Source organism: Kitasatospora sp. NPDC023176 (assembly GCF_055560495.1).
Genome location: NZ_JBVHIP010000036.1, coordinates 1 through 22,482 on the forward strand (window position 1 = coordinate 1; position 22,482 = coordinate 22,482).

Below are 22,482 nucleotides of genomic sequence, written 5' to 3' on the forward strand. Positions count from 1 at the left end.
ATCCGATAAAAGGCGCACGCCGAATAAGCACCGAGCCGCCACGCGAAAAGCGAAACGACCGGCACGAACCGGAAGTGGTGTTTCAAGGGATTGGCTACCTCGGGACCGTCCGCGCAGACGCGTGTCCGGTGCTCCCTGCCAGGCAGCTCGAAGAACTGTACGCGCATCTGCGTCCGGATGCAAACGACCTGCAAAAGGGGCAGGCCGGGCCCCGGAGAGAGGGGTCCGGCCTGCTGGACGGGAGGGCTCAGCTGTTGGTGGGGAAGCCGAGGTTGATGCCGCCGTGGGACGGGTCCAGCCAGCGCTGGGTCACGGCCTTGCCACGGGTGAAGAACTGCACGCCGTCCGGACCGTACGCGTGGGCGTCGCCGAACAGCGAGGCCTTCCAGCCGCCGAAGGAGTAGTAGGCGACCGGCACCGGGATCGGCACGTTGATGCCGACCATGCCGACCTCCACCTCGAACTGGAAGCGCCGGGCCGCGCCGCCGTCGTTGGTGAAGAGGGCGGTCCCGTTGCCGTACGGGTTGGCGTTGATGAGCGCCAGGCCCTCGTCGTAGGAGGCGACGCGCACGACGGAGAGGACCGGGCCGAAGATCTCGTCGTTGTAGACGGACATGCCGGGCTTCACGTGGTCGAACAGCGTGGGGCCGAGCCAGAAGCCGTCGGTGGTCGGGCTGCCGTTCTTGTCCTCGGCGGTGACCGGGTGCTTGCGGCCGTCCACGGCGAGCTCGGCACCGTCGGCGACGCCGGACTCGACGTAGGAGGTGACCTTGTCGCGGTGCTGGCCGGTGACCAGCGGGCCCATCTCGGATTCGCCGTTGCAGCCGGGGCCGACCTTCAGGGTGGCGATCCGCTGCTTGATCTTGTCGACCAGCTCGTCACCGATCGGGTCGACGGCGACCAGGACGGAGACGGCCATGCAACGCTCGCCGGCCGCGCCGAAGCCGGCGTTGACGGCGGCGTCGGCGGCGAGGTCGAGGTCGGCATCGGGCAGCACCAGCATGTGGTTCTTGGCGCCGCCCAGGGCCTGCACGCGCTTGCCGTAGCGGGTGCCGGTCTCGTAGACGTAGCGGGCGATCGGGGTGGAGCCGACGAAGCTGACCGACTTGATGTCCGGGTGCTCCAGCAGGCGGTCGACGGCCACCTTGTCGCCGTGCACGACGTTGAAGACGCCGTCCGGCAGGCCGGCTTCCTTCCACAGCCCGGCCAGGAAGTTGGCCGCGGACGGGTCCTTCTCCGAGGGCTTCACCACGACGGTGTTGCCTGCCGCGATGGCGATCGGGAAGAACCACATCGGCACCATGGCCGGGAAGTTGAACGGCGAGATGATCGCGACCGGGCCGAGCGGCTGGCGGATCGAGTAGACGTCGACGCCGGTGGAGGCCTGCTCGGTGAAGCCGCCCTTGATCAGCTGCGGGATGCCGCAGGCGTACTCGACGACCTCCAGGCCGCGGGCGATCTCGCCCAGCGCGTCCGAGTGCACCTTGCCGTGCTCGGACACGATGATCGCGGCCAGCTCGTCGCGGCGAGCGTTCAGCAGCTCGCGGAAGGCGAAGAGCACCGTGCTCCGCTTGGCCACCGAGGCGGTGCGCCATCCGGCGAAGGCCGAGGCGGCGGCGGCCACGGCCTGGTCGACCTCGGCGATCCCGGCGAAGTCCACCTGGCCGGCGACCTGGCCGGTGGCCGGGTCGAAGATGTCACCGCGGCGGGGCGCCGCACCGGCGGTGGCGACCGACTGGCCGCCGATCCAGTGAGTGATGTGCTTGCTCAAGTCCGTCTGCCTCCGAAGTCCCGGGCGGCGTCCTGCCACCGGTCCGGTCTGGCGCCGCCCGCGAGTGGGCCGGGCGACGGAAATTCACGGGGCTACCGCGCTACGTCTTCCAGTCTGGTGGCCGCCGGGGCACGGCTCAACGAACAGGCTGACGGGGATCGCGGATTCAGCCTTACAGGTCGTCCGGTCGCTGCGCCGGACGGGTGAAGCAGGACGGGAGCAGCCTCAGGGCTCCTCGTCCTCCAGGTACGGGTCGTGCAGCCCGTCCGCCGCCTCCTGGGTCTCCAGCAGGTCGAGCCGGAGGTCCTGCGCCCAGGCGAGCGCCCACCGCTTGAGCCCGTCCACCGCCCCGGCCTCGACGCCCCGGGCGCGGAACCGGCCGTCCGCCGCCTCGGCCAGCGTCTCCAGCCGGTCGGCGAGCGCGCCCGGCTGGAAGTCCGGGTCCAACTCCCCCGCCAGGGCGAGCAGTTCACCCTCGCGGTAGTTGCGGGTGAGGGCGTGCACATCGATCAGGTCGCGCGGCATGCCCCGGTCGACCAGCAGCGTGGTGGTGAGTGCCGCCGCGTCCTCCAGGGCGACCACCGGCAGCACCACCGGTGGCTCGCCCGGCTCCGTCACATCGCGGTCCGCCCCCGGAGCACCGGCATCCGCCCCCGGAGCACCGGCGTCCGCCTCCGAAGTGCCGGGTCCTGCCTCCGGAACGCCGAAGTCCAGCCGCACGGGCCGGTGGCCGAGCGGCTCCTTCCGCAGTTCCACCGAGTGCGACCGCCCGCCCAGCGCCAGCCGTACGGTCAGCTGTTCCAGTCGCGGCGTGCCGGGCCGCTCGACGGCCACGCCGCCGGCCGCGAGGTACGCCTCGGCCAGCGCGGCGGCCACCTCCGGCAGGTCGGCCCCGCCGGTGGCCAGGGTGAGTCCGTCCTGCGGGCAGGCGGCGACGCCGTGGGCGCGCAGCGCGTGCCCACCGGCCAGCGCCAAGCCGTACCGGGCGCAGACGGGCCTGGCGAGCGCGGCCAGGCGCAGTTGGGCGGGTCCCGGCCGGAGGGACGCGTCGACGGCGTGCGGGGCGGTGGTCACGCCTCCAGTCTGACCCGGCCCACCGGCCCGCGCGCTGCCGTCGGGAACCACGCGCTGCCGTCGGAGGCACCCCGCGCAGTACCAGTCCCCGCAGTACCCGTCCCCCCCAGTGCCAGCCCCGCGCTACCAGCCCCCGAGCCCCGCCGCCGCCTCGTGCAGGGCCAGCTCCAGCAGTACCGGGTCGTTGAGCCGCCCGGAGCCGTCGGGCGGCACCAGCCAGCGCACGCCCCGGCTGCTGCGCCCGGGATGGGGGACGACGATCCAGGTGCCCTCCCCCGCGCAGCGCACACCGGTGCCGACCCAGCGGGCGGCGGTGCCGACCGGCATCAGGAAGCTGACGTGCTCCTCGCCGAAGTCGGCGAGGACCGGACCGAGGACCGGGCCGCAGGACCCGGTGTGCAGGCCGCCCAGGACGTCCAGGGCGGCGCGCCCGAGCGGCCCGGCGACGGCGAGGACGTCCCAGCGGCGCCCGGCCGGTAGCAGCACCAGGCCCAGCCCGGTGCGTTCCCACTGCTCCCGGAAGTCCTCCGGGTCCGCTGCCACCTGGGCGAGCCAGTGCAGTCCGGTGCTCTCCATGTCGTGTCCCCGCTTCTCGCCGTTCGTGCTGGTCGGGCGCGGCGGGGATAACGAGACCCGCCGCCACCAAGGAGAGGCGGACGGCGGGTCCCTCTTACACAGGTCTCTTACACAGGTCTCTTACACAGGTCTCTTGGTCAGGTCTCCTGCACAGGTCTCCTCCCCGGGCTCTTGCGCGAGTCCCGGGACGTACCAGGTCCTACCGGGCGGGGGCCGGCGGTCAGCTGTCGAAGCCGAGCCCCAGCCGGTCGAGGGTGCGCAGCCAGAGGTTGCGGTGGCCGCCGTTGCGGTCGGCGCGCTCCAGCGAGCGGGTGGTGATCTCGATCCCGGCCCAGCGCACCGGCTCGGGCGGGAACGGCAGCGGCTTGGAGCGCACCATGTCCAGCGAGGTGCGTTCGGTGCGCTCGCCGGCGAGCAGGTCGAGCATCACCTCGGCGCCGAAGCGGGTGGCGCCGACGCCGAGCCCGGTGTAGCCGACGGCGTAGGCGACCTTGCCCCGGTACGCGGTGTCGAAGAACGCCGAGAACCGGCTGCAGGTGTCGATGGCGCCGCCCCAGGCGTTGGTGAAGCGCAGCCCCTCCAGCTGTGGGAAGCAGCGGAAGAAGTGGTTGGCCAGCGTGCGGAAGGTCTCCGGCCGCTGGTCGTACTCGTGCCGGACGTGGCCGCCGTAGTGGTAGACGGCGTCGTAGCCGCCCCAGAGGATCCGGTTGTCGGCGGAGAGCCGGAAGTAGTGGAACTTGTTGGCGCTGTCGCCGAGCCCCTGCCGGCCGCGCCAGCCGATCGCGGCGAGCTGCTCGTCGTCGAGCGGCTCGGTCATCAGCGCGTAGTCGTACACCGGCACGACGTACGGACGGACGCGCTTGAGCAGGGACGGGAACACGTTGGTGCCGAGCGCGACCCGACGGGCGAAGACCCGGCCGTACGGGGTGCGGGCCGCCATCCCGCTGCCGTGCTCCCGCAGCTCGGTGGCCCGGGTGTGCTCGAAGATCCGGACGCCCTGGCCCAGGCAGGCCTCCTTGAGGCCCCAGGCGAGCTTGGCGGGGTGGACCATCGCCACGCCGTCCTTGTCCCAGAGGCCGCCGAGGAAGGTCGGCGAGTTCACCTCGGCGCGCAGCTGGTCGGCGTCCAGGACGGTGAGGTCGAAGCCGTAACGGGCGACGGCCTCGGCGACCTCGTGGAGTTCCTCGACCTGGTGGGGCTGGGTGGCGACGTCGATCTCGCCGGTGCGCTCCCATTCGGCGTCGATGCCGTAGCGCTTGAGGGTGGCCTCGATCGCGTCCAGGTTGGCGGCGCCGAGGCGTTCCAGCTGGGCGAGTTCGGCGGGCCAGCGCTCCAGGCCGTTGCCGAAGCCGTGGGTGAGGCTGGCCGCGCAGAATCCGCCGTTGCGCCCGGACGCGGCCCACCCGACCTCGTTGCCCTCGACCAGGACGACGTCCAGCGAGGGGTCGCGTTCCTTGGCGATGAGGGCGGTCCACAGGCCGGAGTAGCCGCCGCCGACGACCAGCAGGTCGCAGGTGGTGTCGCCGACCAGGGCGGGCAGCGCCTGCGGCCGGCCGGGGTCCTCCAGCCAGAAGGGGGTGGGCCTGGCGTCACTGAGCGCGCGGGCGGAGTCCATGCATTATCAGCCACTTTCCACGGATAGGTGATGGTTCGGGCCACCGCTGACCGACCGTACGTCAGGCGGTGGCCTTCCGGCGGTTGCCGAGCCACTGGCCGGCCACGGTCAGCGCGACCGCGGCGACGAACATCGCGGTGCCGATGACGTTCACCTGCACCGGGATGCCGCGCTGCGAGGCGCCCCAGACGAACATCGGGAAGGTGACCGTGGTCGGGCCCGAGTTGAACTGGGTGATGATGAAGTCGTCGAAGGAGAGCGCGAAGCTGAGCAGCGCGCCGGCGGCGATGCCGGGGGCGGCCAGCGGGAGGGTGACCCGCAGGAAGGTCTGGACGGGGGTCGCGTAGAGGTCCTGGGCGGCCTGTTCGAGCCTCGGGTCCATGCTCATCACGCGCGCCTTGACGGCCGTCACCACGAAGCTGAGGCAGAACATGATGTGCGCGATGAGGATGGTGGTGAAGCCGAAGGGGATGCGCATGTTGAGGAACAGCGTCCCCAGCGAGGCGGCCATGACCACCTCGGGCATGGCCATCGGCAGGAAGATCATCGCGGTGGTGGCCGAGCGGCCGCGGAAGCGGTAGCGGGCCAGCGCGAAGGCGACCATGGTGCCGAGCACGGTGGCGCCGATGGTGGCGAGCACCGCGATCTGCAGGCTGAGTGAGAGCGACTGGCACATGTCGGCCACGCCGCAGGGGTTGGTCCAGGCGTCGGTGGAGAACTCGTTCCACTCGTAGTTGAACTTGCCGACCGGCTTGTTGAACGAGAAGGCCAGCACGACCAGGTTGGGCAGCACCAGGTAGGCCAGGGCCAACAGCCCGGCCAGCACCACCAGGCGGGCGCGGACCCACTTCAGGATGCGGGACATCAGACCAGTTCCTCCGTCCCGGCCTTGCGCATGTAGACCGTCACCATGCCCAGGATCAGGGCCATCAGGATGAAGCTCAGCGCAGCCGCCGTGGGGTAGTCGAGCACGTTCAGGAACTGCTTCTGGATGCCGTTGCCGACCATCTGCTCGCTCGGCGAGCCCAGCAGCTGGGCGTTGATGTAGTCGCCGGAGGCCGGGATGAAGGTGAGCAGGGTGCCCGCGACCACGCCCGGAAGCGAGATCGGGAAGGTGACCTTGCGGAAGGTGGTGAAGGGCCGGGCGTAGAGGTCCCCGGCCGCCTCGTGCAGCCGGGGGTCGATCCGCTCCAGCGAGGTGTACAGCGGCAGGATCATGAACGGCAGGAAGTTGTACGTCAGGCCGCAGACCACGGCGAGCGGGGTGGCGAGCACCCGGTCGCCGGAGGTGAGCCCGACGGCGTTGGTCACGTCCAGGACGTGCAGGGTGTTGAGCGCGCCGACCACCGGGCCGCCGTCGGACAGGATGGTCTTCCAGGCCAGCGTGCGGATCAGGAAGCTGGTGAAGAACGGCGCGATGACCAGGATCAGGATGACGTTGCGCCAGCGCCGGCTCGCCTTGAAGGCGATGGTGTACGCCAGCGGGTAGCCGATGGCCAGGCAGAGCACGGTGGCGATGGCCGCGTAGGAGAACGAGCGGACGAAGTGCCACTTGTACTCGACCAGGGCGTCCCAGTAGGTCGCGAGGTGCCAGGTGACCTTGAAGCCCGCTTCGAGCGAGCCGGTCTGCAGCGAGGTGGACGCCTGGTAGACCATCGGGACGGCGAAGAAGACGACCAGCCAGGCGATGCCGGGCAGCAGCAGCCAGTACGGCGTGAGCTTGCGCCGGGGCTTCGGGGTCCGGTCGCCCAGCGGACTGCTGTTCGGAGGTACGGCCTGCGGCGGCGCCGCCGGGGTGGTGGTGGTCACGCGGCCTCCTCCCCGGTGCCCGCGTCGATCGCCTGCGAGGCGTCCAGGGCGAAGGAGTGCGCCGGGTTCCAGTGCAGCAGCACCGGGGCGCCGGGGACGATCCGGGCGTCGCGCTCCATGTTCTGCTCGAACACGGTGACCTCCTGGCCGCCGTCGGTGCGCACCACGTACTGGGTGGAGACCCCGATGAAGCTGGAGTCGAGCACCGTGCCGGCCAGCCTGTTGCGGCCCTCGGCGACCTCCTCGGCGGCGTGGGTGATGGTGATCTTCTCCGGGCGCACGCCCAGGTGGACCTGCTTGGCCTCGGTGGCGCAGCGGGCCTTCGGCACCGCGAGCCGGGCGCCGCCCACGCTGAGCAGCAGGTCCTCGCCCGCGCCGCCGGTGACCTCGGCGGGCAGCAGGTTGGACTGGCCGAGGAAGTTGGCCACGAAGGTGCTGCCGGGGTTCTCGTACAGGTCGGCGGGCGCGCCCAGCTGCTCGACCCGGCCGCCGTTCATCACCGCGATGGTGTCGGCCATGGTCATGGCCTCCTCCTGGTCGTGGGTGACGTGCACGAAGGTGATGCCGACCTCGGTCTGGATCCGCTTGAGTTCCAGCTGCATCTGGCGGCGCAGCTTGAGGTCGAGGGCGCCGAGCGGCTCGTCCAGCAGCAGCACCTGGGGGTGGTTGATCAGCGCGCGGGCGACCGCGACGCGCTGCTGCTGGCCGCCGGAGAGCTGGTGCGGCTTGCGCCGGGCGTACTGGCCGAGCTCGACCAGCTCCAGCATGGACTCCACCTGCTTCTTGACGTCCTTCTTGCCGCGTCGGCGCAGGCCGAAGGCGACGTTCTCGAAGATGTCCAGGTGCGGGAAGAGCGCGTAGCTCTGGAAGACGGTGTTCACCGGCCGCTTGTACGGGGGCAGGGCGGTGACGTCCTGGCCGCCGATCAGGACGGTGCCGCTGGTGGGCTCCTCCAGGCCGGCGATCATGCGCAGGGTGGTGGTCTTGCCGCAGCCGGAGGCGCCGAGCAGGGCGAAGAAGGAGCCCTGGGGGACGGTCAGGTCGAGCGGGTGGACGGCGGTGAACGAGCCGTAGGTCTTGCCGATGCCGGTGAGGCGGACGTCGCCGCCGGCCGCGTCGCGCAGCTGGTCTGTCATGGGGTGTCTTCCTGGGTCTGTCGGCCGGGGGTGGGGTCAGGCGCCGATGAGCTTGGAGAACTTCTGCTCGAAGTCGCTCTCCTCGCCCTCGGTGAGGGTGCGGAACACGTGCGCCTTGGCCGCCATCTCGGGGGTGGGTACGACCAGCGGGTTGGCCGCGCTGTCCGGGGCGATGGTGGCGAGCTCGTCCTTCATCCCGGTGACGGCGGAGACGAAGCCGATGCCCGCGACCAGCTGCGCCGCGATCTTCGGCTGATAGTAGAAGTCGATCAGCTTCTCCGCGTTCGTCTTGTGCCGTGCCTTGGCCGGGACCAGCATGTTGTCGGTCGAGGCGAGGTAGCCCTTCTCCGGGATCACGAACTCGATGTCCGGGTTGTCGGCGCGCAGTTGGATCAGGTCACCGCCCCAGGCGACGCAGGCGGCGATGTCCCCGGAGGACAGCTCCTGGCCGTAGTCGTTGCCGGTGAAGCGGCGGATCTGCTTGTCGTCGACGGCCTTCTGCATCCGGGCGATCGCGCCGGCGTAGTCGTCCGCGGTGAACTTCGCCGGGTCCTTGCCCATGTCCAGCAGGACCATCCCGATGCTGTCGCGCATCTCGGAGAGGAAGGTGACCCGGCCCTTGAGTTCGGGGTCGTCCAGCAGTTGGGAGACGCTGGTGACCTCCTTGCCCCTGGTCGCCTTGCGGTTGTACGCGATGACGGTCTGGATGCCGGCCCAGGGGTAGGTGTAGAGCCGGCCCGGGTCCCAGTCGGGGGCGCGGAAGCGGGCGTCGACGTTGGTGATCGCGGTGGTGACGTTCGCCGGGTCGAGCTTCTGCGCCCAGCCGAGCCGGATCAACCGGGCGGCCATCCAGTCGGTGAGCACCACCAGGTCGCGGCCGGTGTCCTGGCCGGCCGCCAGCTGCGGCTTGACCTTGCCGAAGAACTCGACGTTGTCGTTGACGTCCTCGTTGTACTTCACCTTGACGCCGGTGGCCGCGGTGAAGGCGTCCAGGGTGCCGTGCTTCTGCTTGTCCTTCTCGTCGGTGTCGATGTACAGCGGCCAGTTGGAGAAGTCGACCTCCTTCTCGCTCTCCGAGAGGTCCTTGGCGGCGTTGGCGGTCGAGTCGCCGGTCGCCCTGGGGGCCGCCGGGATCCCGCAGGCGGCCAGGGTTCCCGCTCCGGCGGTCAGCGCGGCGGCGCGCAGCAGGCTGCGGCGGCCGACCGCGGCCCGCCCGCTGGTCAGACTGCGTTCCCAGGCCCTGCGGACCGGTTCGGGCAGACCGTCGGTGAGCTCGTCGAACGCCTTGAACGCCTTGAACGCCATGGAACGGGCCTCCTGGGGAAGAGGGGTGCGTGGGGGAGCACCCCGGTCTGGGGGGGTTATCTGTCTCCGAAGACGGTGCGGTGCCAGTCCTTGCGGGCCACCGCGGTGGTGTCGAACATGACGTGCTTGACCTGGGTGTACTCGTCCAGCGAGTACTGCGACATGTCCTTGCCGTAGCCGGACGCCTTGTAGCCGCCGTGCGGCATCTCGCTGATGATCGGGATGTGGTCGTTGACCCAGACGCACCCGGCCGCGATCTCCCGGGTGGCGCGCAGCGAGCGGTGCACGTTGCCCGTCCAGGCCGAGGCGGCCAGGCCGTACGGGGTGTCGTTGGCCAGCCGCAGGCCCTCGTCGTCGCCGTCGAAGGGCAGCACCACCAGCACCGGGCCGAAGACCTCGCCCTGGACGACCTCGCTGTCCTGGGCCGCGCCGGTGATCAGGGTCGGCGCGTAGTAGGCGCCCCGGGTGAGGTCGAATCCGTCGTGGCCCCGGGCCGGCGCGGGGCCGCCGGTGACGACGGTGGCGTAGCCGCGGGCGCGCTCCACGAAGCCGGCCACCCGGTCCCGGTGGGCGTACGAGACCAGCGGGCCGAGGTCGGTGTGGGGGTTAAGCGGGTCGCCGATCCGGATCGCCGCGTACAGCTCGGCGACCCCGGCCACGAAGGCGTCGTAGAGCGGGCGTTGGACGTAGGCGCGGGTCGCGGCGGTGCAGTCCTGGCCGCCGTTGATCAGCGAGGCGGCGACGGCGCCGTGCACCGCGGCGTCCAGGTCGGCGTCGTCGAAGACCACGAAGGGAGCCTTGCCGCCGAGTTCCAGGTGGGTGCGCTTGACGCCGGCGGTGGCCAGTTCGGCGACCCGCCGGCCGACGGCGGTGGAGCCGGTGAAGGAGACCATCGCGACGTCGGGGTGGGAGACGAGGTGCTCGCCGGCCGTACGCCCGGCGCCGGTGACCACGTTGACCACGCCGTCCGGGATGCCCGCCTCGGTGCAGGCCCGGGCGAACATCAGCGAGGTCAGCGGGGTCAGTTCGGCCGGCTTGAGGACGATGGTGTTGCCCGCCGCGATCGCCGGGAGGATCTTCCAGGCGGCCATCTGCAGCGGGTAGTTCCACGGCGAGATCGAGCCGACCACGCCGATCGCCTCGCGCCGTACGTAGGAGGTGTGGTCGCCGGAGTACTCCCCGGCCGCCTTGCCCTCCAGGTTGCGGGCGGCGCCGGCGAAGAACGCGGCGTTGTCGACGGTGCCGGGGACGTCGAACTCGGTGGCCAGCTTGACCGGCTTGCCGGTCTGCGCCGTCTCCACCCGGGCGAGGTCCTCCCCGGCGGCGCCCAGCACGGCCGCCAGCCGGGTGAGCGCCTCGGACCGGGCCCCGGGGGTGGCGGAGGACCAGCCGGGCAGGGCGGCCCGCGCGGCGGCGACGGCGGCGTCCACGTCCCCGGCGGTGGCCAGCGCGACCTGCTCGACCATGCTGCCGTCGGCCGGGTTGACGACCTGGAAGGGCTCGCCGCGCCCCCGGGTCCGGCCGCCCGCGATGTACTGCGCGCCCGCGCCGAAGTCGGTCAGGTCCATCTGGGTTCCTCCAAGTGCTCGCGGTTCGACCGCGCTGCGGCGAAACGCTTCCGCGGTGGGGGTCTGCGGTCCCGCTGACCTTGCCAACTGCGGGGTTGACGTGACAAGGGTCACTTCGACAGTCTCGACACGAAGGGCCTTACAGAGTGCAAGGCTCATCGCAGGGCAACAGGTCGTCGGGCCGATGGATGATTCACCTGACACCCTGTCCCCTCCCCTTCCGCTCACCCCCCGGCCCCAGGAGGCCCGCGATGCTCCCCACCGTCGCCCGAGTCCTCGACCTGGAGGTGATGCGGCGCGGCCTGCCCCAGGTGGTGGCCGGCGCCGACCGCCTGGAGCGGCCGGTCCGCTGGGTGCACGTCAGCGAACTGCCCGACGTCGCCGGGATGCTGCAGGGCGGCGAGCTGGTGCTGACCACCGGCATCGCCCTGCCCGAGGACCGCGAGGGCCTGGCCCGCTACGTCCGCGACCTCGACGAGGTCGGCGTGGCCGGCCTGGTGGTCGAGTTCGGCCGGCGCTACTTCGACTCGCTCCCGCGCGCCCTGGTGCACGCCGCCGAACAGCGCGGACTGCCGCTGATCGTGCTCCGCCGCGAGGTGCGCTTCGTCGCCGTCACCGAGGCCGTGCACGCCCTGGTGGTGAACGCCCAGCTGGAACAGCTGCGGATCTCCGAATCGGTCCACCAGGTCTTCAACGAGCTGGTGGTGGAGGGCGCCGAGCCGCCCGAGGTGATCCGCCAGGTGGCCCGGATGGCGGGCGCGCCGGTGGTCCTGGAGAACCTGGCCCACCAGGTGCTCGCCCACGACACCGCCGGACGCCCGGAGGCCGAACTCCTGGAGGACTGGGAGCGCCGCTCGCGCGGGGTCCGTCCGCCCGGCCGCACCGGCCACGACCCGCGCAGCGGCTGGCTGGTGACCACCGTCGGCGCCCGCGGCCAGGACTGGGGCCGGCTGGTTCTGGCCCTGGAGCCGGGCCCGCTGCCGGAGGGCGAGGCGCACCCGCACGCCATGCTGCTGGAGCGCGGCGCCTCCGCGCTGGCGCTCAACCGGCTGGTGGTGCGCGACCGGGAGAGCCTGGAGCGGCAGACCCACCGCACCCTGCTCTCCGGCATCCTCACCCACGCGCTCACCGTCTCCGAGGTGGCCCTGCGCGCCCAGGCGCTCGGCGTCCCGCTGGACGGCCGCCGGCTGGTCGGCGTGGTGCTGCGCCAGCGCCGCGGGCCGATCCCGGCCGCGCTGGAGGCGCAGGCCCGGCTGCGCGACTTCACCGAGCTGGCCGCCGGCGCGGTCCGGGCCTGCCGGCTCTCCGCCCTGGTCGGCGCGCTGGACGACGAGGGCGTCGGCCTGCTGATCGCGCTCGGCGCCCAGCAGGACGAGCACGTCGCCCTGGACTCCTTCTCCGCCACCCTGCGCCGGATGTCCGCCGAGGCCGGCCGGGAGGGCGCCGACGCCCCCGGCCCGGTGGTCGCGGTCGGCTCCTCGGTCGGCTCGGTCCGCGACGCCCGGCGCACCCTGCTGGAGGCCGCCCAGGTCGCCGACGCGGCCCTGCACGACGCGCCCGGCGGGGGCCGGACCGCCTCCTACTACCGGCTGCCGGACGTCCGGCTGCGCGGCCTGCTCCACCTGCTGCGCGACGACGCCCGCCTGCAGACGTACGTGGAGCGGGAGTTGGGCCCGCTGCTGGCCCACGACGCCGAGCACAACGGCCAGTTGGTGCAGATGCTGCGGATCTACCTGGAGCAGGGCCGGAACAAGTCGGCGGCGGCCGACGCCGCCCACCTGTCCCGGCCGTCCTTCTACGACCGGCTGCACAAGGTCGAGCGGATCCTCGGCGTCGACCTCGACCAGGTGGAGTCCTGCCTGTCCCTGCACGTGGCGCTGCTCGCGCTGGACGCCGTCCGCCGGTGAGCGTCACACCCCGGTGATGCGCCCCCACACCTTGTGCAGCTCCGGCCGCTCGGCCGAGGTGACGTCGCGCATGCCGTGCAGCCGGGCCCGCATCTCCTCGGTCGGGAACACCAGCGGGTTCTCGGCGAGATCGGCCTTGTCCTTGTCCCCGCTGTCCGCCAGCACCTCGCGGGCGGCCGGCACCGGGCAGATGTACTCGACGGCCGCGGCGAGTTCGGCGGCCACCTCGGGCTGGTAGTAGTAGTCGATCAGCAGCTCGGCGTTGCGCTTGTGCACGGCCCGGTTGGGGATCATCAGGCTCTCCGCCCACAGCTCGCCGCCCTCTTCCGGCACCACGAAGGCGATGTCCGGGTTCCCGGCGGTGAGTTGGACGGCGTCGCCGGAGTAGGCCTGGCAGGCGATCGCGGCACCGGAGGCGAGGTCGCTGGTGTAGTCGTTGCCGGTGAAGCGGCGGACGTGGCCGGTGTCGACCATCCGCTGCACCAGGTCCATCGCCTTGTGGGCGTCGTCGTCGTCGAAGCGCGCGATGTCCGCGCCCTGGGAGAGCATCAGCAGCCCGAGCGCCTCGTCCAGCCCGGCGAACAGCGTGATCCGGCCCTTGAGGTCGGGCGCCCACAGGTCGGCGGTGGACTTCAGCTCCCGGCCGAGCGCCTTGCGGTTGTACGCGATGCCGGTGATCCCGGACTGCCAGGGCACGCTGCGCCGGCGCCCCGGGTCGAAGACCGGGTTCGCCAGCTGCGGGTCCAGGTTGGCGGTGACGTTGGGCAGGTTGTCCCGGTCCATCGCCTGCACCCAGCCGAGCGAGACGTACCGCCCGGCCATCCAGTCGCTGATCACCATCAGGTCCCGACCCGGGTCGGCGCCCTGGGTGAGCACCGGGCTGATCTTGCCGAAGAACTCGTCGTTGTCGTTGATGTCCTCGGTGTAGGTGACCGCGATCCCGGTCTTCTCGCTGAAGGCGTCCAAAGTCGGGCGCCGACCCTGGTCGTCGGTGTCGATGTACTGCGTCCAGTTGGAGAAGTTCAGCCGCTTGTCGCGCTCCGAGCGGTCCGGCGCCGAGCGGCGGTCCTCGGCGACGTACGCGGACGGGATGCCGCAACCGGTCAGCGTGCCGGCGCCGAGCAGCGCGGCCCCGCCGAGCACCGAACGTCGGCGCATGACACGGAAGTCGGAGGGTCGGGTCAGGGTGGAGCTGCGGGACATGTGGGGCCTTCCGGAGCGTGGAACGGCCCCGGGAACACGCGGGTGCGCCCGGGGCCGTCCTGGTAGGTACGTCAGACGGTGTGCGCGTCGGTCAGCGACAGCACCTCGTCCAGCACCGCGAGGCCGGTCTTGGCCTCCTCCTCGGTGACGGTGCACGGCGGGACGACGTGGAAGCGGTTCATGTTGACGAACGGCCAGAGCCCGCGCCGCTTGCAGGCAGCGGCCAGCTCGGCCATCGGCGCGTTGTCGGCGCCCGCGGCGTTGTAGGGGACGAGCGGCTCCCGGGTCTCCCGGTCCTTCACCAGGTCCAGCGCCCAGAACACACCGAGGCCGCGCACCTCGCCGATCGAGGGGTGCCGCTCGGCCAGCTCGCGCAGGCCGGGGCCGAGCACCGTCTCGCCGATGTGCCTGGCGTTCTCGACGATGCCCTCCTCCGCCATGGCGTTGAGGGTGGCCACCGCCGAGGCGCAGGCCAGCGGGTGCCCGGAGTAGGTGAGCCCGCCGGGGAACGGCCGCTCGGCGAAGGTGGCGGCGATCTCCGCGTTGATCGCCACGCCGCCCAGCGGGACGTAGCCCGAGTTGACGCCCTTGGCGAAGGTCATCAGGTCCGGCACGACGCCCCAGTGGTCGGCGGCGAACCACTCACCGGTGCGGCCGAAGCCGGCCATCACCTCGTCCAGGATGAACACGATCCCGTACCGGTCACAGATCTCCCGCACCCCGGCCAGGTAGCCCGGCGGCGGGATCAGGATGCCGGCGGTGCCGACCACCGTCTCCAGGATCACCGCCGCGACCGTGCCCGGCCCCTCGAACGCGATCACCTGCTCCAGGTGCTCCAGCGCGCGCTCGCACTCCTGCGCCTCGTTCTCGGCGTGGAAGTTGGAGCGGTAGGCGTACGGGCCCCAGAAGTGCACCACGCCGGAGACGCCGGTCTCGTTGGCCCAGCGCCGCGGGTCGCCGGTCAGGGCGATCGCGTTGGCGGTGGCGCCGTGGTACGAGCGGTAGGTGGACAGCACCTTCTGCCGGCCGGTGTGCAGCCGGGCCAGCCGGATGGCGTTCTCGACCGCCTCCGCCCCGCCGTTGGTGAAGAAGATCTTGTCCAGGTCGCCCGGGGTGCGCTCGGCGATCAGCCGGGCCGCCTCACTGCGCGACTCGACCGCGAAGCCGGGGGCGATGGTGCAGAGCTTCGCCGCCTGCTCCTGGATCGCGGCGACCACCTTCGGGTGCTGATGGCCGATGTTGGTGTTGACCAGCTGCGAGGAGAAGTCCAGGTAGCGGTTGCCGTCGTAGTCCCAGAAGTACGAGCCCTCGGCGCCGGCCACCGCGAGGGGGTCGATCAGCGCCTGGGCGGACCACGAGTGGAAGACGTGCGCGCGGTCGGCGGCCTTGACGGCCTGGCCGGCGGCTGAGTCAGCGGTGGGGATGCTCATGCCGGTAAGGCTAGGGCCGCCCGCCCCCGAAGTGCAGTTTCATCCTGTCAGCCGGACGCACGACCCGCCGACAGGGTGCAAAGCGACAGGGCCCGGGTCGAAAAGACCCGGGCCCCTCGTCAGTTCGGACGATTCCCGACTAGATCGCGGTCATGACGTGCTTCACCCGGGTGTAGTCCTCGAAGCCGTACGACGACAGGTCCTTGCCGTAGCCGGACTTCTTGAAGCCGCCGTGCGGCATCTCGGCGACCAGCGGGATGTGGGTGTTGATCCAGACGCAGCCGAAGTCCAGGCGGCGGGACATCCGCATGGCGCGGGCGTGGTCCTTGGTCCACACCGAGGAGGCCAGCGCGAACTCGACGCCGTTGGCGTACTCGACGGCCTGGTCCTCGTCGGTGAACTTCTGCACGGTGATGACCGGGCCGAAGACCTCGTTCTGGATGATCTCGTCGTCCTGGAGCAGGCCGGAGACGACGGTCGGGGCGTAGAAGTAGCCCTTGTCGCCGACCTGGTGGCCGCCGGCCTCGACCTTGGCGTGGGCGGGCAGCCGCTCGATGAAGCCCGCCACCTGCTTCAGCTGGTTGGCGTTGTTCAGCGGGCCGTAGAGCACGTCCTCGTCGTCCACGCCGCCGGTCTTGGTCTCGGCCGCGGCCTTGGCCAGCGCCTCGACGAAGGCGTCGTGGATCGACTCGTGCACCAGCACGCGGGTGGCGGCGGTGCAGTCCTGGCCGGCGTTGAAGTAGCCCGCCACCGAGATGCCCTCGACGGCCTCGGCGATGTCGGCGTCCTCGAAGACCACGACCGGGGCCTTGCCGCCCAGCTCCAGGTGGACGCGCTTGACGTCTTTGGAGGCCGACTCGGCGACCTGGATGCCGGCCCGGACCGAACCGGTGATGGAGGCCATCGCCGGGGTCCTGTGCTCGACCATCAGCTTGCCGGTCTCGCGGTCGCCGCAGATGACGTTGAAGACGCCGGCCGGCAGGTCCAGCTCCTTGAGCACGCCGCCGATGATCTCGGCCAGCAGCACGGTGGAGGCCGGGGTGGTGTCCGAGGGCTTCAGCACGACGGCGTTGCCGGCCGCGATGGCCGGGGCGAACTTCCAGACCGCCATCATCATCGGGTAGTTCCACGGCGCGACCTGGGCACAGACGCCGACCGGCTCGCGGCGGATGATCGAGGTCATCCCGTCCATGTACTCACCGGCGGCCTTGCCCTCCAGCAGGCGGGCGGCACCGGCGAAGAAGCGGATCTGGTCCACCATCGGGCCGATCTCCTCGGAGAGGGTCAGCGCGCGCGGCTTGCCGGTGTTGCGCACCTCGGCGTCGACGATCTCGTCGGCCCGGGTCTCGATCGCGTCGGCGATCTTGAGCAGCAGCTTCTGCCGGGTGCTCGGGGTGGCATCGCGCCAGATCGGGAACGCGGCGGCCGCCGAGGCCATGGCGGCGTCCACGTCAGCGGCACCGGACAGCGGCGACGTCGCGTACACCTCGCCGGTGGTCGGGTCGACGATGTCGAGCGTGCGGCCGTCGGCCGCGTCGACGAACTCACCGTTGATGTAGTTGCGCAGCGTGCGAAGGTCGCTCACGGGTCTCTCCTCGGTCTGGGCCTGCGGCATTGCAGATTCCGGCGCCATGGTACGTCGGCGGATCCGGCCTACGAAGGGTGCCGAGTGGCCGGGCCCGGAGCGGCACCGTCCACTGGTGGCGGAATGCGCGCCGCCCTGCGGGGGCTCGCGCGTACCGTGCCAGGGTAGCCGCAACACTGCCGGGATCGACAGGTGCTGCCCGCTCACACGATGAAATCCGCATGCGTTTTCCCGGAGCGCGACGAAATCAGCAGTTTCCACGCTTGCGAACAGAGGAACGATCAGGCACAGTGGCCGCGTGGCCAACCGCGACCGGAACGCCAGCGTTCCCCTCGACGCCGCCTCCAAGGCGATCATCGAGCAGCTCCAGGAGGACGGGCGCCGCCCGTACGCCGCCATCGGCAAGGCCGTCGGCCTGTCCGAGGCAGCCGTACGTCAGCGCGTGCAGAAGCTGCTCGACCAAGGCGTGATGCAGATCGTCGCCGTCACGGACCCGCTCACCGTCGGCTTCACCCGCCAGGCGATGGTCGGCATCCGGGTCGAGGGCGACATCGAGCCCGTCGCCGACGCGCTGGCCGCCCTCGACGAGGTCGACTACGTCGTCTGCACCGCAGGCTCGTTCGATCTGCTGGCCGAACTGGTCTGCGAGGACGACGAACACCTGCTCGAAATGATCAACAAGCGCATCCGCGCGCTTCCCGGCGTGCGGAGCACCGAGAGCTTCGTTTACCTGAAGCTCCGGAAACAGACCTACACCTGGGGCACCCGATGACAGCCGACCCGGCGCAGAAGGACCTTTCCAAGACCGCCTACGACCACCTGTGGATGCACTTCACCCGCATGTCGTCGTACGAGAACTCCCCCGTGCCGACCATCGTCAAGGGCGAGGGCACCTACGTCTGGGACGACAAGGGCCGCAAGTACCTCGACGGCCTGGCCGGCCTGTTCGTCGTCCAGGCCGGTCACGGCCGCGAGGAGCTCGCCGAGGCCGCCGCCAAGCAGGCCAAGGAGCTCGCCTTCTTCCCGGTGTGGAGCTACGCCCACCCGAAGGCCGTCGAGCTGGCCGAGCGACTGGCCCACTACGCCCCGGGCGACCTGAACAAGGTCTTCTTCTCCACCGGTGGCGGCGAGGCCGTCGAGACCGCCTGGAAGCTCGCCAAGCAGTACTTCAAGCTGACCGGCAAGCCGACCAAGTACAAGGTCATCTCGCGTGCCGTCGCCTACCACGGCACGCCGCAGGGCGCGCTGTCCATCACCGGCCTGCCGGGCCTGAAGGCCCCGTTCGAGCCGCTGGTGCCGGGCACCCACAAGGCCCCGAACACCAACATCTACCGCGCCCCGGCCTTCCTGGCCGGCCCCGACGGCACGGTCGACCCCGAGGCCTACGGCCGCTGGTGCGCCGACGAGATCGAGGTGGCCATCCTCAACGAGGGCGCCGAGACCGTCGCCGCCGTCTTCGTCGAGCCGGTGCAGAACGCCGGCGGCTGCTTCCCGCCGCCGCCCGGGTACTTCCAGCGCCTGCGCGAGATCTGCGACCGCCACGACGTGCTGCTGGTCTCGGACGAGGTCATCTGCGCCTTCGGCCGCCTCGGCACCATGTTCGGCGCCGACAAGTTCGGCTACCAGCCCGACATGATCACCTGCGCCAAGGGCATGACCTCGGGCTACTCCCCGATCGGCGCCACCATCATCTCGGACCGCCTCGCCGAGCCGTTCTACAAGGGTGACAACACCTTCCTGCACGGCTACACCTTCGGTGGGCACCCGGTCTCCTCCGCGGTGGCGCTGGCCAACCTCGACATCTTCGAGCGCGAGGGCCTCAACCAGCACGTGCTCGACAACGAGGCCGCGTTCCTGGGCACCCTGAACAAGCTGCGCGACCTGCCGATCGTCGGCGACGTCCGCGGCAACGGGTACTTCTACGGCATCGAGCTCGTGAAGGACAAGGTCACCAAGGAGTCGTTCAACGACGACGAGGTCGAGCGCGTGCTCTACGGCTTCCTGTCGAAGGCCCTCTTCGACAACGGCCTGTACTGCCGCGCCGACGACCGTGGCGACCCGGTCGTCCAGCTGGCCCCGCCGCTGATCTCCGACCAGTCGACCTTCGACGAGATCGAGCAGATCCTGCGGACCAGCCTCACCGACGCGTGGGCGAAGATCTGACCTCCTGAGCCTTCTTCCCCACCCTCCGCCGAAGGGCGGTCCCGCTCCCGCGGGGCCGCCCTTCGGCGTTCACACCACCGGCACGGAACATCACAGTCGTACGACCAAACATGCCTGAATGCGGGTGATTTGCCCGTGATGGCCCAGAGCGCCGCAACCGCGACCGGCCCCGGTCGTTCTAATCTGACGACTGTCATATCCCTGCGGCCACCCAGGATGGAACCTCATGTCAGCGGCACCGCCTGACAACGACGTGCTGTGGGCCCGAGGGATCGTCAAGTCCCACTCCGGCACCCCCGCCCTGCGCGGCATCTCCATCGGCGTCCGCGAGGGCGAGGTGCTCGCCGTCACCGGCCCCCGCGGCTGCGGCAAGAGCACCCTGCTCGGCTGCCTCTCCGCCCAGCTCCCGGTCGACGAGGGCGAGGTCTGGTTCAACAGCGCCCCCGTCCACACCCTCGGCCGGGCCGGCCGCGAACGCCTCCGCCGCGACCGCTTCGGCTTCGTCGGCTCCGAGCCGCACCTGGTGCCCGAACTGACCGCCCGCGAGAACGTCGCCCTGCCGCTGCTGCTCGCCGGCGCCGGCAACAAGGCCGCCTACACCGCCGCCGACGAATGGCTGGAACGCCTCGACGTCGGCGAGATCGCCCGGCAGCGCCCCGACCGGCTGGTCCAGAGCCAGCGCCAGCGGATCGCCGTGGCCCGCGCCCTCGCCCCGCTGCCACCCGTCGTCTTCGCCGACGACCCCACCGCCCCGCTGCACCGCGAGGCCGCCGACCAGGTCCTGCGGATACTGACCAGCGCGGCCCGCTCGCACCAGCTCACCCTCGTCCTGGCCACCCACGACCCCGAGCTCGTCCGGTTCGCGGACCGCGCCGTCGCCCTCGTCGACGGACGGCTCACCGCACCCGCCGCCCCCGTCCCGCGCGGCACCGCCGCCCCCGGCACGGCCGGTGCCTCCGCCGTCACGGCCACCCGCCGCTGACGAAGCCGGGAGCGTGTCCTGTGGGTCCTCGCCGCTGAAAGAGTCGACGTGTTCTACCTCCGTCTGGCCCGGGGCTACCGGGTGCCCGACCTCGGCCGCTGGCTGCTCACCGCACTGGCGGCCGCCGTCGTCGCCGCCTTCCTGCTGCGCTCCCTCGGCCGGGCGCTGAGCGACCCGCTCGGCGGCGCCGACGCCCTGGTGCGACTGCTCTGGTGCCTGCCCCCGCTCGCCGCCGTCGCCTGGTTCGCCGCCGTCGCCGCCCGCTCGGTGCCCGCCCGGCGTCCCGAGCGGATGGCCGGCCTCACCGCCGCCGGGGCCGGCTCCCGCCGGATCCGCACCCTGATCGCCGGCGAGGTCGCCCTCGCCTGCACCCTCGGCAGCGTGCTCACCCTGCTGGTCTTCCTGGTGCTGCGCAACGACATCGCCGGGCCCTCGCTCGCCCCCGACCTCGGCATGGGCGTGCCGCTGCCAGCCGCCGCGCCGGTCACCCTGCTCGCCCTGGTCCCGCTCACCGCGGGCCTCGCCGCCGGCTGCGCGGTGCCCGTCGCCGAAACCCTGCCCGGCGGCCGCACCCACGGCCGGACCGACTTCGGCCCGCTGCGGATCGCCGTACCGGTCGGACTGGTCGTCATCGGCGCCGCACTCGAACTCATCGCGCTGCGCCCCGGCGCCCCCGCCGACGGCCGTCCGATCCACCTGCCGGCCGGACTCGGCAGCACCAGCACCGCCGCCCTCGGCGGCTGGACCGCCAGTGCGCTCGGCCTCGCCCTGCTCACCGGCCCGCTGCTCGCCTGGACCGGGCGGCTGCTCGCCCTCGGCCGGCCCACCCCACTGCGACTGCTGGCCGGACGCGGCCTCACCGCCCAGGCCCGCCGGCTCGGCCCGCCACTGGCCGTCCTCACCCTGGTCGTCGCCCTGGTGCTGACCACCGTCCGCTACTGGATCGGCACCCCCGACAGCGCCGACGCGCTGCCCGCCGTCGAGGCCTGCCTGGTGCTCGGCTGCGCGGCCGCCGCGGTGATCGCCCGGCTCGCCGAGGTCCGCACCGACCGACGGGAGATCACCGACGCGCTGCTGCGCCTCGGTGCCTCCCCCCGGCTGCTGTTCGGCGCGGTCGCGCTGCGCACCCTCGCGGTGGGCACCACCCTGCTGCTGACCGGCGGGGCGACCGCCGCACTGGCGGCCGCCGGGCTGCGCTAGCTCCCGCTCGGTTCCTCAGCCCGCCGGTCCCTCAGCCCGCCGCTTCCTCAGCCCGCCGCGGCGAGCTGGCCGCAGGCGCCGTCGATCTCCTGGCCGCGGGTGTCCCGGACGGTCGTCGGCACGCCGTGCGACTGCAGCCGGCGGACGAACTCGCGCTCGTCCTCGGGCCGGGAGGCGGTCCACTTGGAACCAGGGGTCGGGTTCAGCGGGATCAGGTTGACGTGCACCCGGTGGTTCTTGATCAGTCGGCCGAGCAGGTCGGCGCGCCACGCCTGGTCGTTGATGTCCTTGATCAACGCGTACTCGATGGAGATCCGGCGACCGGACTTCTCCGCGTAGTTCCAGGCCGCGTCCAGCACCTCGGCGACCTTCCACCGGGTGTTCACCGGGACCAGTTCGTCGCGCAGCTCGTCGTCCGGAGCGTGCAGCGACAGCGCCAGCCGGCAGCTGAGACCCTCGTCGGCCAGCCGGTTCATCGCCGGGACGAGACCGACCGTGGAAACGGTGACGCCGCGCTGGGACAGACCGAAGCCGTCCGGCGCCGGGTCGGTCAGCCGGCGGATCGCGGCCAGCACCCGGTTGTAGTTGGCCAGCGGCTCGCCCATGCCCATGAAGACCACGTTGGACAGCCGCGCCTCGCCGCCCGGGATCTCACCGGCCTTGAGCGCGCGCATCCCGGCGGCGATCTGCTCGACGATCTCGCCGGTGGACAGGTTGCGGGTCAGCCCCGCCTGGCCGGTGGCGCAGAACGGGCAGTTCATGCCGCAGCCGGCCTGCGAACTGATGCACATGGTGACCCGGTCCGGGTAGCGCATCAGCACCGACTCGACGAGCGTGCCGTCGAACAGCTTCCACAGCGTCTTGCGGGTGGCGTCGTCGTCACAGGACACGTGCCGCACCACCGACATCAGCTCGGGCAGCAGGCTCTCGGTGAGCTTCTCCCGGCTGGCGGCGGGGATGTCCGTCCAGCTCGCCGGGTCGTTCGACATCCGGCCGAAGTAGTGGTTGGAGAGCTGCTTGGCGCGGAACGGCTGCTCGCCCAGCTCGGCGACGGCCTCCTTGCGCTCGGCGGGGCTCAGGTCGGCGAGGTGTCGCGGGGGCTTGGCGCCGCGCGGCGCGACAAAGGTGAGTTCTCCGGGCTTAGGCATGGTTGTTCCA

At 71.6% G+C, this 22,482-nt stretch carries 18 protein-coding genes; 5 read left to right on the forward strand and 13 right to left on the reverse strand.

The window, feature by feature from the left end:
* Positions 1–247: 247 nt before the first annotated feature.
* The 9 genes from ACZ3YL_RS34195 to ACZ3YL_RS34235 all read right to left on the reverse strand — a co-directional run bounded on the left by ACZ3YL_RS34195 (position 248) and on the right by ACZ3YL_RS34235 (position 10,854).
* Positions 248–1,771 carry a CoA-acylating methylmalonate-semialdehyde dehydrogenase gene (locus ACZ3YL_RS34195; RefSeq protein WP_188307045.1) on the reverse strand — a complete coding sequence of 508 codons (1,524 nt, stop codon included), beginning with the start codon at positions 1,769–1,771 and terminating at the stop codon, positions 248–250.
* 225 nt (positions 1,772–1,996) lie between these two features.
* Positions 1,997–2,845, reverse strand: a complete 849-nt coding sequence (locus ACZ3YL_RS34200) for a nucleotidyl transferase AbiEii/AbiGii toxin family protein (RefSeq protein WP_465661263.1) — start codon at positions 2,843–2,845, stop codon at positions 1,997–1,999.
* A 123-nt stretch (positions 2,846–2,968) separates the two neighbouring features.
* Positions 2,969–3,421: a hypothetical protein gene (locus ACZ3YL_RS34205; protein ID WP_188307047.1), complete on the reverse strand. Its 453-nt coding sequence runs from the start codon at positions 3,419–3,421 to the stop codon at positions 2,969–2,971.
* Between the two features lie 220 nt (positions 3,422–3,641).
* Positions 3,642–5,036, reverse strand: a complete 1,395-nt coding sequence (locus tag ACZ3YL_RS34210; RefSeq protein ID WP_188307048.1) for an NAD(P)/FAD-dependent oxidoreductase — start codon at positions 5,034–5,036, stop codon at positions 3,642–3,644.
* Positions 5,037–5,097: 61 nt separating this feature from the next.
* Positions 5,098–5,901 carry an ABC transporter permease gene (locus tag ACZ3YL_RS34215; protein ID WP_465661265.1) on the reverse strand — a complete coding sequence of 268 codons (804 nt, stop codon included), beginning with the start codon at positions 5,899–5,901 and terminating at the stop codon, positions 5,098–5,100.
* A complete protein-coding gene (locus tag ACZ3YL_RS34220; protein ID WP_411293030.1) occupies positions 5,901–6,845 on the reverse strand; it encodes an ABC transporter permease in 945 nt (314 codons plus the stop codon). The genes ACZ3YL_RS34215 and ACZ3YL_RS34220 overlap by 1 nt, the downstream gene beginning before the upstream one ends.
* Complete coding sequence (locus tag ACZ3YL_RS34225; RefSeq protein WP_188307050.1) at positions 6,842–7,981, reverse strand: ABC transporter ATP-binding protein; 1,140 nt, start codon at positions 7,979–7,981, stop codon at positions 6,842–6,844. The genes ACZ3YL_RS34220 and ACZ3YL_RS34225 overlap by 4 nt, the downstream gene beginning before the upstream one ends.
* A 36-nt stretch (positions 7,982–8,017) precedes the next feature.
* Positions 8,018–9,286, reverse strand: coding sequence for a polyamine ABC transporter substrate-binding protein (locus tag ACZ3YL_RS34230; protein WP_188307051.1), 1,269 nt, complete (start codon positions 9,284–9,286; stop codon positions 8,018–8,020).
* A 56-nt stretch (positions 9,287–9,342) separates the two neighbouring features.
* Entirely contained in the window at positions 9,343–10,854 is a 1,512-nt protein-coding gene (locus ACZ3YL_RS34235; RefSeq protein ID WP_465661268.1) for a gamma-aminobutyraldehyde dehydrogenase, read from the reverse strand.
* A gap of 251 nt (positions 10,855–11,105) precedes the next feature.
* On the opposite strand from ACZ3YL_RS34235, the gene ACZ3YL_RS34240 reads away from it, so the two are divergent.
* Positions 11,106–12,761: a PucR family transcriptional regulator gene (locus ACZ3YL_RS34240; RefSeq protein ID WP_188307053.1), complete on the forward strand. Its 1,656-nt coding sequence runs from the start codon at positions 11,106–11,108 to the stop codon at positions 12,759–12,761.
* A 3-nt stretch (positions 12,762–12,764) separates the two neighbouring features.
* Here ACZ3YL_RS34240 and ACZ3YL_RS34245 read toward each other — a convergent pair whose 3' ends face one another.
* The 3 genes from ACZ3YL_RS34245 to ACZ3YL_RS34255 form a co-directional block, all read right to left on the reverse strand.
* A complete protein-coding gene (locus ACZ3YL_RS34245) occupies positions 12,765–13,964 on the reverse strand; it encodes a polyamine ABC transporter substrate-binding protein (protein ID WP_465661271.1) in 1,200 nt (399 codons plus the stop codon).
* 71 nt (positions 13,965–14,035) lie between these two features.
* A complete protein-coding gene (locus ACZ3YL_RS34250; RefSeq protein WP_188307055.1) occupies positions 14,036–15,394 on the reverse strand; it encodes an aspartate aminotransferase family protein in 1,359 nt (452 codons plus the stop codon).
* Between the two features lie 139 nt (positions 15,395–15,533).
* Complete coding sequence (locus ACZ3YL_RS34255) at positions 15,534–17,009, reverse strand: gamma-aminobutyraldehyde dehydrogenase (protein WP_188307056.1); 1,476 nt, start codon at positions 17,007–17,009, stop codon at positions 15,534–15,536.
* Between the two features lie 268 nt (positions 17,010–17,277).
* Here ACZ3YL_RS34255 and ACZ3YL_RS34260 point away from each other — a divergent pair, with 268 nt between their 5' ends.
* The 4 genes from ACZ3YL_RS34260 (at position 17,278) to ACZ3YL_RS34275 (ending at position 21,324) form a co-directional block, all read left to right on the forward strand.
* The gene (locus ACZ3YL_RS34260) at positions 17,278–17,751 is read left to right on the forward strand and encodes an Lrp/AsnC family transcriptional regulator (RefSeq protein WP_030306695.1); all 474 of its coding nucleotides are present in this window, start codon (positions 17,278–17,280) and stop codon (positions 17,749–17,751) included.
* A complete protein-coding gene (locus ACZ3YL_RS34265; protein WP_188307057.1) occupies positions 17,748–19,142 on the forward strand; it encodes an aspartate aminotransferase family protein in 1,395 nt (464 codons plus the stop codon). Before ACZ3YL_RS34260 ends, ACZ3YL_RS34265 begins: the two co-directional genes overlap by 4 nt.
* A gap of 226 nt (positions 19,143–19,368) precedes the next feature.
* Positions 19,369–20,124 (forward strand): ABC transporter ATP-binding protein, encoded by a 756-nt coding sequence (locus ACZ3YL_RS34270; protein ID WP_188307058.1) that lies wholly within the window; start codon positions 19,369–19,371, stop codon positions 20,122–20,124.
* Between the two features lie 48 nt (positions 20,125–20,172).
* Positions 20,173–21,324 (forward strand): hypothetical protein, encoded by a 1,152-nt coding sequence (locus ACZ3YL_RS34275; protein WP_465661274.1) that lies wholly within the window; start codon positions 20,173–20,175, stop codon positions 21,322–21,324.
* A 47-nt stretch (positions 21,325–21,371) separates the two neighbouring features.
* Here ACZ3YL_RS34275 and rlmN read toward each other — a convergent pair whose 3' ends face one another.
* Positions 21,372–22,472: a dual-specificity RNA methyltransferase RlmN gene (rlmN, locus tag ACZ3YL_RS34280; protein WP_188307060.1), complete on the reverse strand. Its 1,101-nt coding sequence runs from the start codon at positions 22,470–22,472 to the stop codon at positions 21,372–21,374.
* Positions 22,473–22,482: the final 10 nt, after the last annotated feature.

Excerpts from the sequence above, each read along its gene's own strand:
- ACZ3YL_RS34265 (WP_188307057.1), top strand. The coding sequence starts at position 17,748 with ATGACAGCCGACCCGGCGCAGAAGGACCTTTCCAAGACCGCCTACGAC.
- ACZ3YL_RS34255 (WP_188307056.1), bottom strand. The coding sequence starts at position 17,009 with ATGCCGCAGGCCCAGACCGAGGAGAGACCCGTGAGCGACCTTCGCACG.
- rlmN (WP_188307060.1), bottom strand. The coding sequence starts at position 22,472 with ATGCCTAAGCCCGGAGAACTCACCTTTGTCGCGCCGCGCGGCGCCAAG.
- ACZ3YL_RS34250 (WP_188307055.1), bottom strand. The coding sequence starts at position 15,394 with ATGAGCATCCCCACCGCTGACTCAGCCGCCGGCCAGGCCGTCAAGGCC.
- ACZ3YL_RS34210 (WP_188307048.1), bottom strand. The coding sequence starts at position 5,036 with ATGGACTCCGCCCGCGCGCTCAGTGACGCCAGGCCCACCCCCTTCTGG.
- ACZ3YL_RS34245 (WP_465661271.1), bottom strand. The coding sequence starts at position 13,964 with ATGTCCCGCAGCTCCACCCTGACCCGACCCTCCGACTTCCGTGTCATG.
- ACZ3YL_RS34205 (WP_188307047.1), bottom strand. The coding sequence starts at position 3,421 with ATGGAGAGCACCGGACTGCACTGGCTCGCCCAGGTGGCAGCGGACCCG.
- ACZ3YL_RS34225 (WP_188307050.1), bottom strand. The coding sequence starts at position 7,981 with ATGACAGACCAGCTGCGCGACGCGGCCGGCGGCGACGTCCGCCTCACC.
- ACZ3YL_RS34270 (WP_188307058.1), top strand. The coding sequence starts at position 19,369 with ATGTCAGCGGCACCGCCTGACAACGACGTGCTGTGGGCCCGAGGGATC.
- ACZ3YL_RS34215 (WP_465661265.1), bottom strand. The coding sequence starts at position 5,901 with ATGTCCCGCATCCTGAAGTGGGTCCGCGCCCGCCTGGTGGTGCTGGCC.
- ACZ3YL_RS34230 (WP_188307051.1), bottom strand. The coding sequence starts at position 9,286 with ATGGCGTTCAAGGCGTTCAAGGCGTTCGACGAGCTCACCGACGGTCTG.
- ACZ3YL_RS34240 (WP_188307053.1), top strand. The coding sequence starts at position 11,106 with ATGCTCCCCACCGTCGCCCGAGTCCTCGACCTGGAGGTGATGCGGCGC.
- ACZ3YL_RS34235 (WP_465661268.1), bottom strand. The coding sequence starts at position 10,854 with ATGGACCTGACCGACTTCGGCGCGGGCGCGCAGTACATCGCGGGCGGC.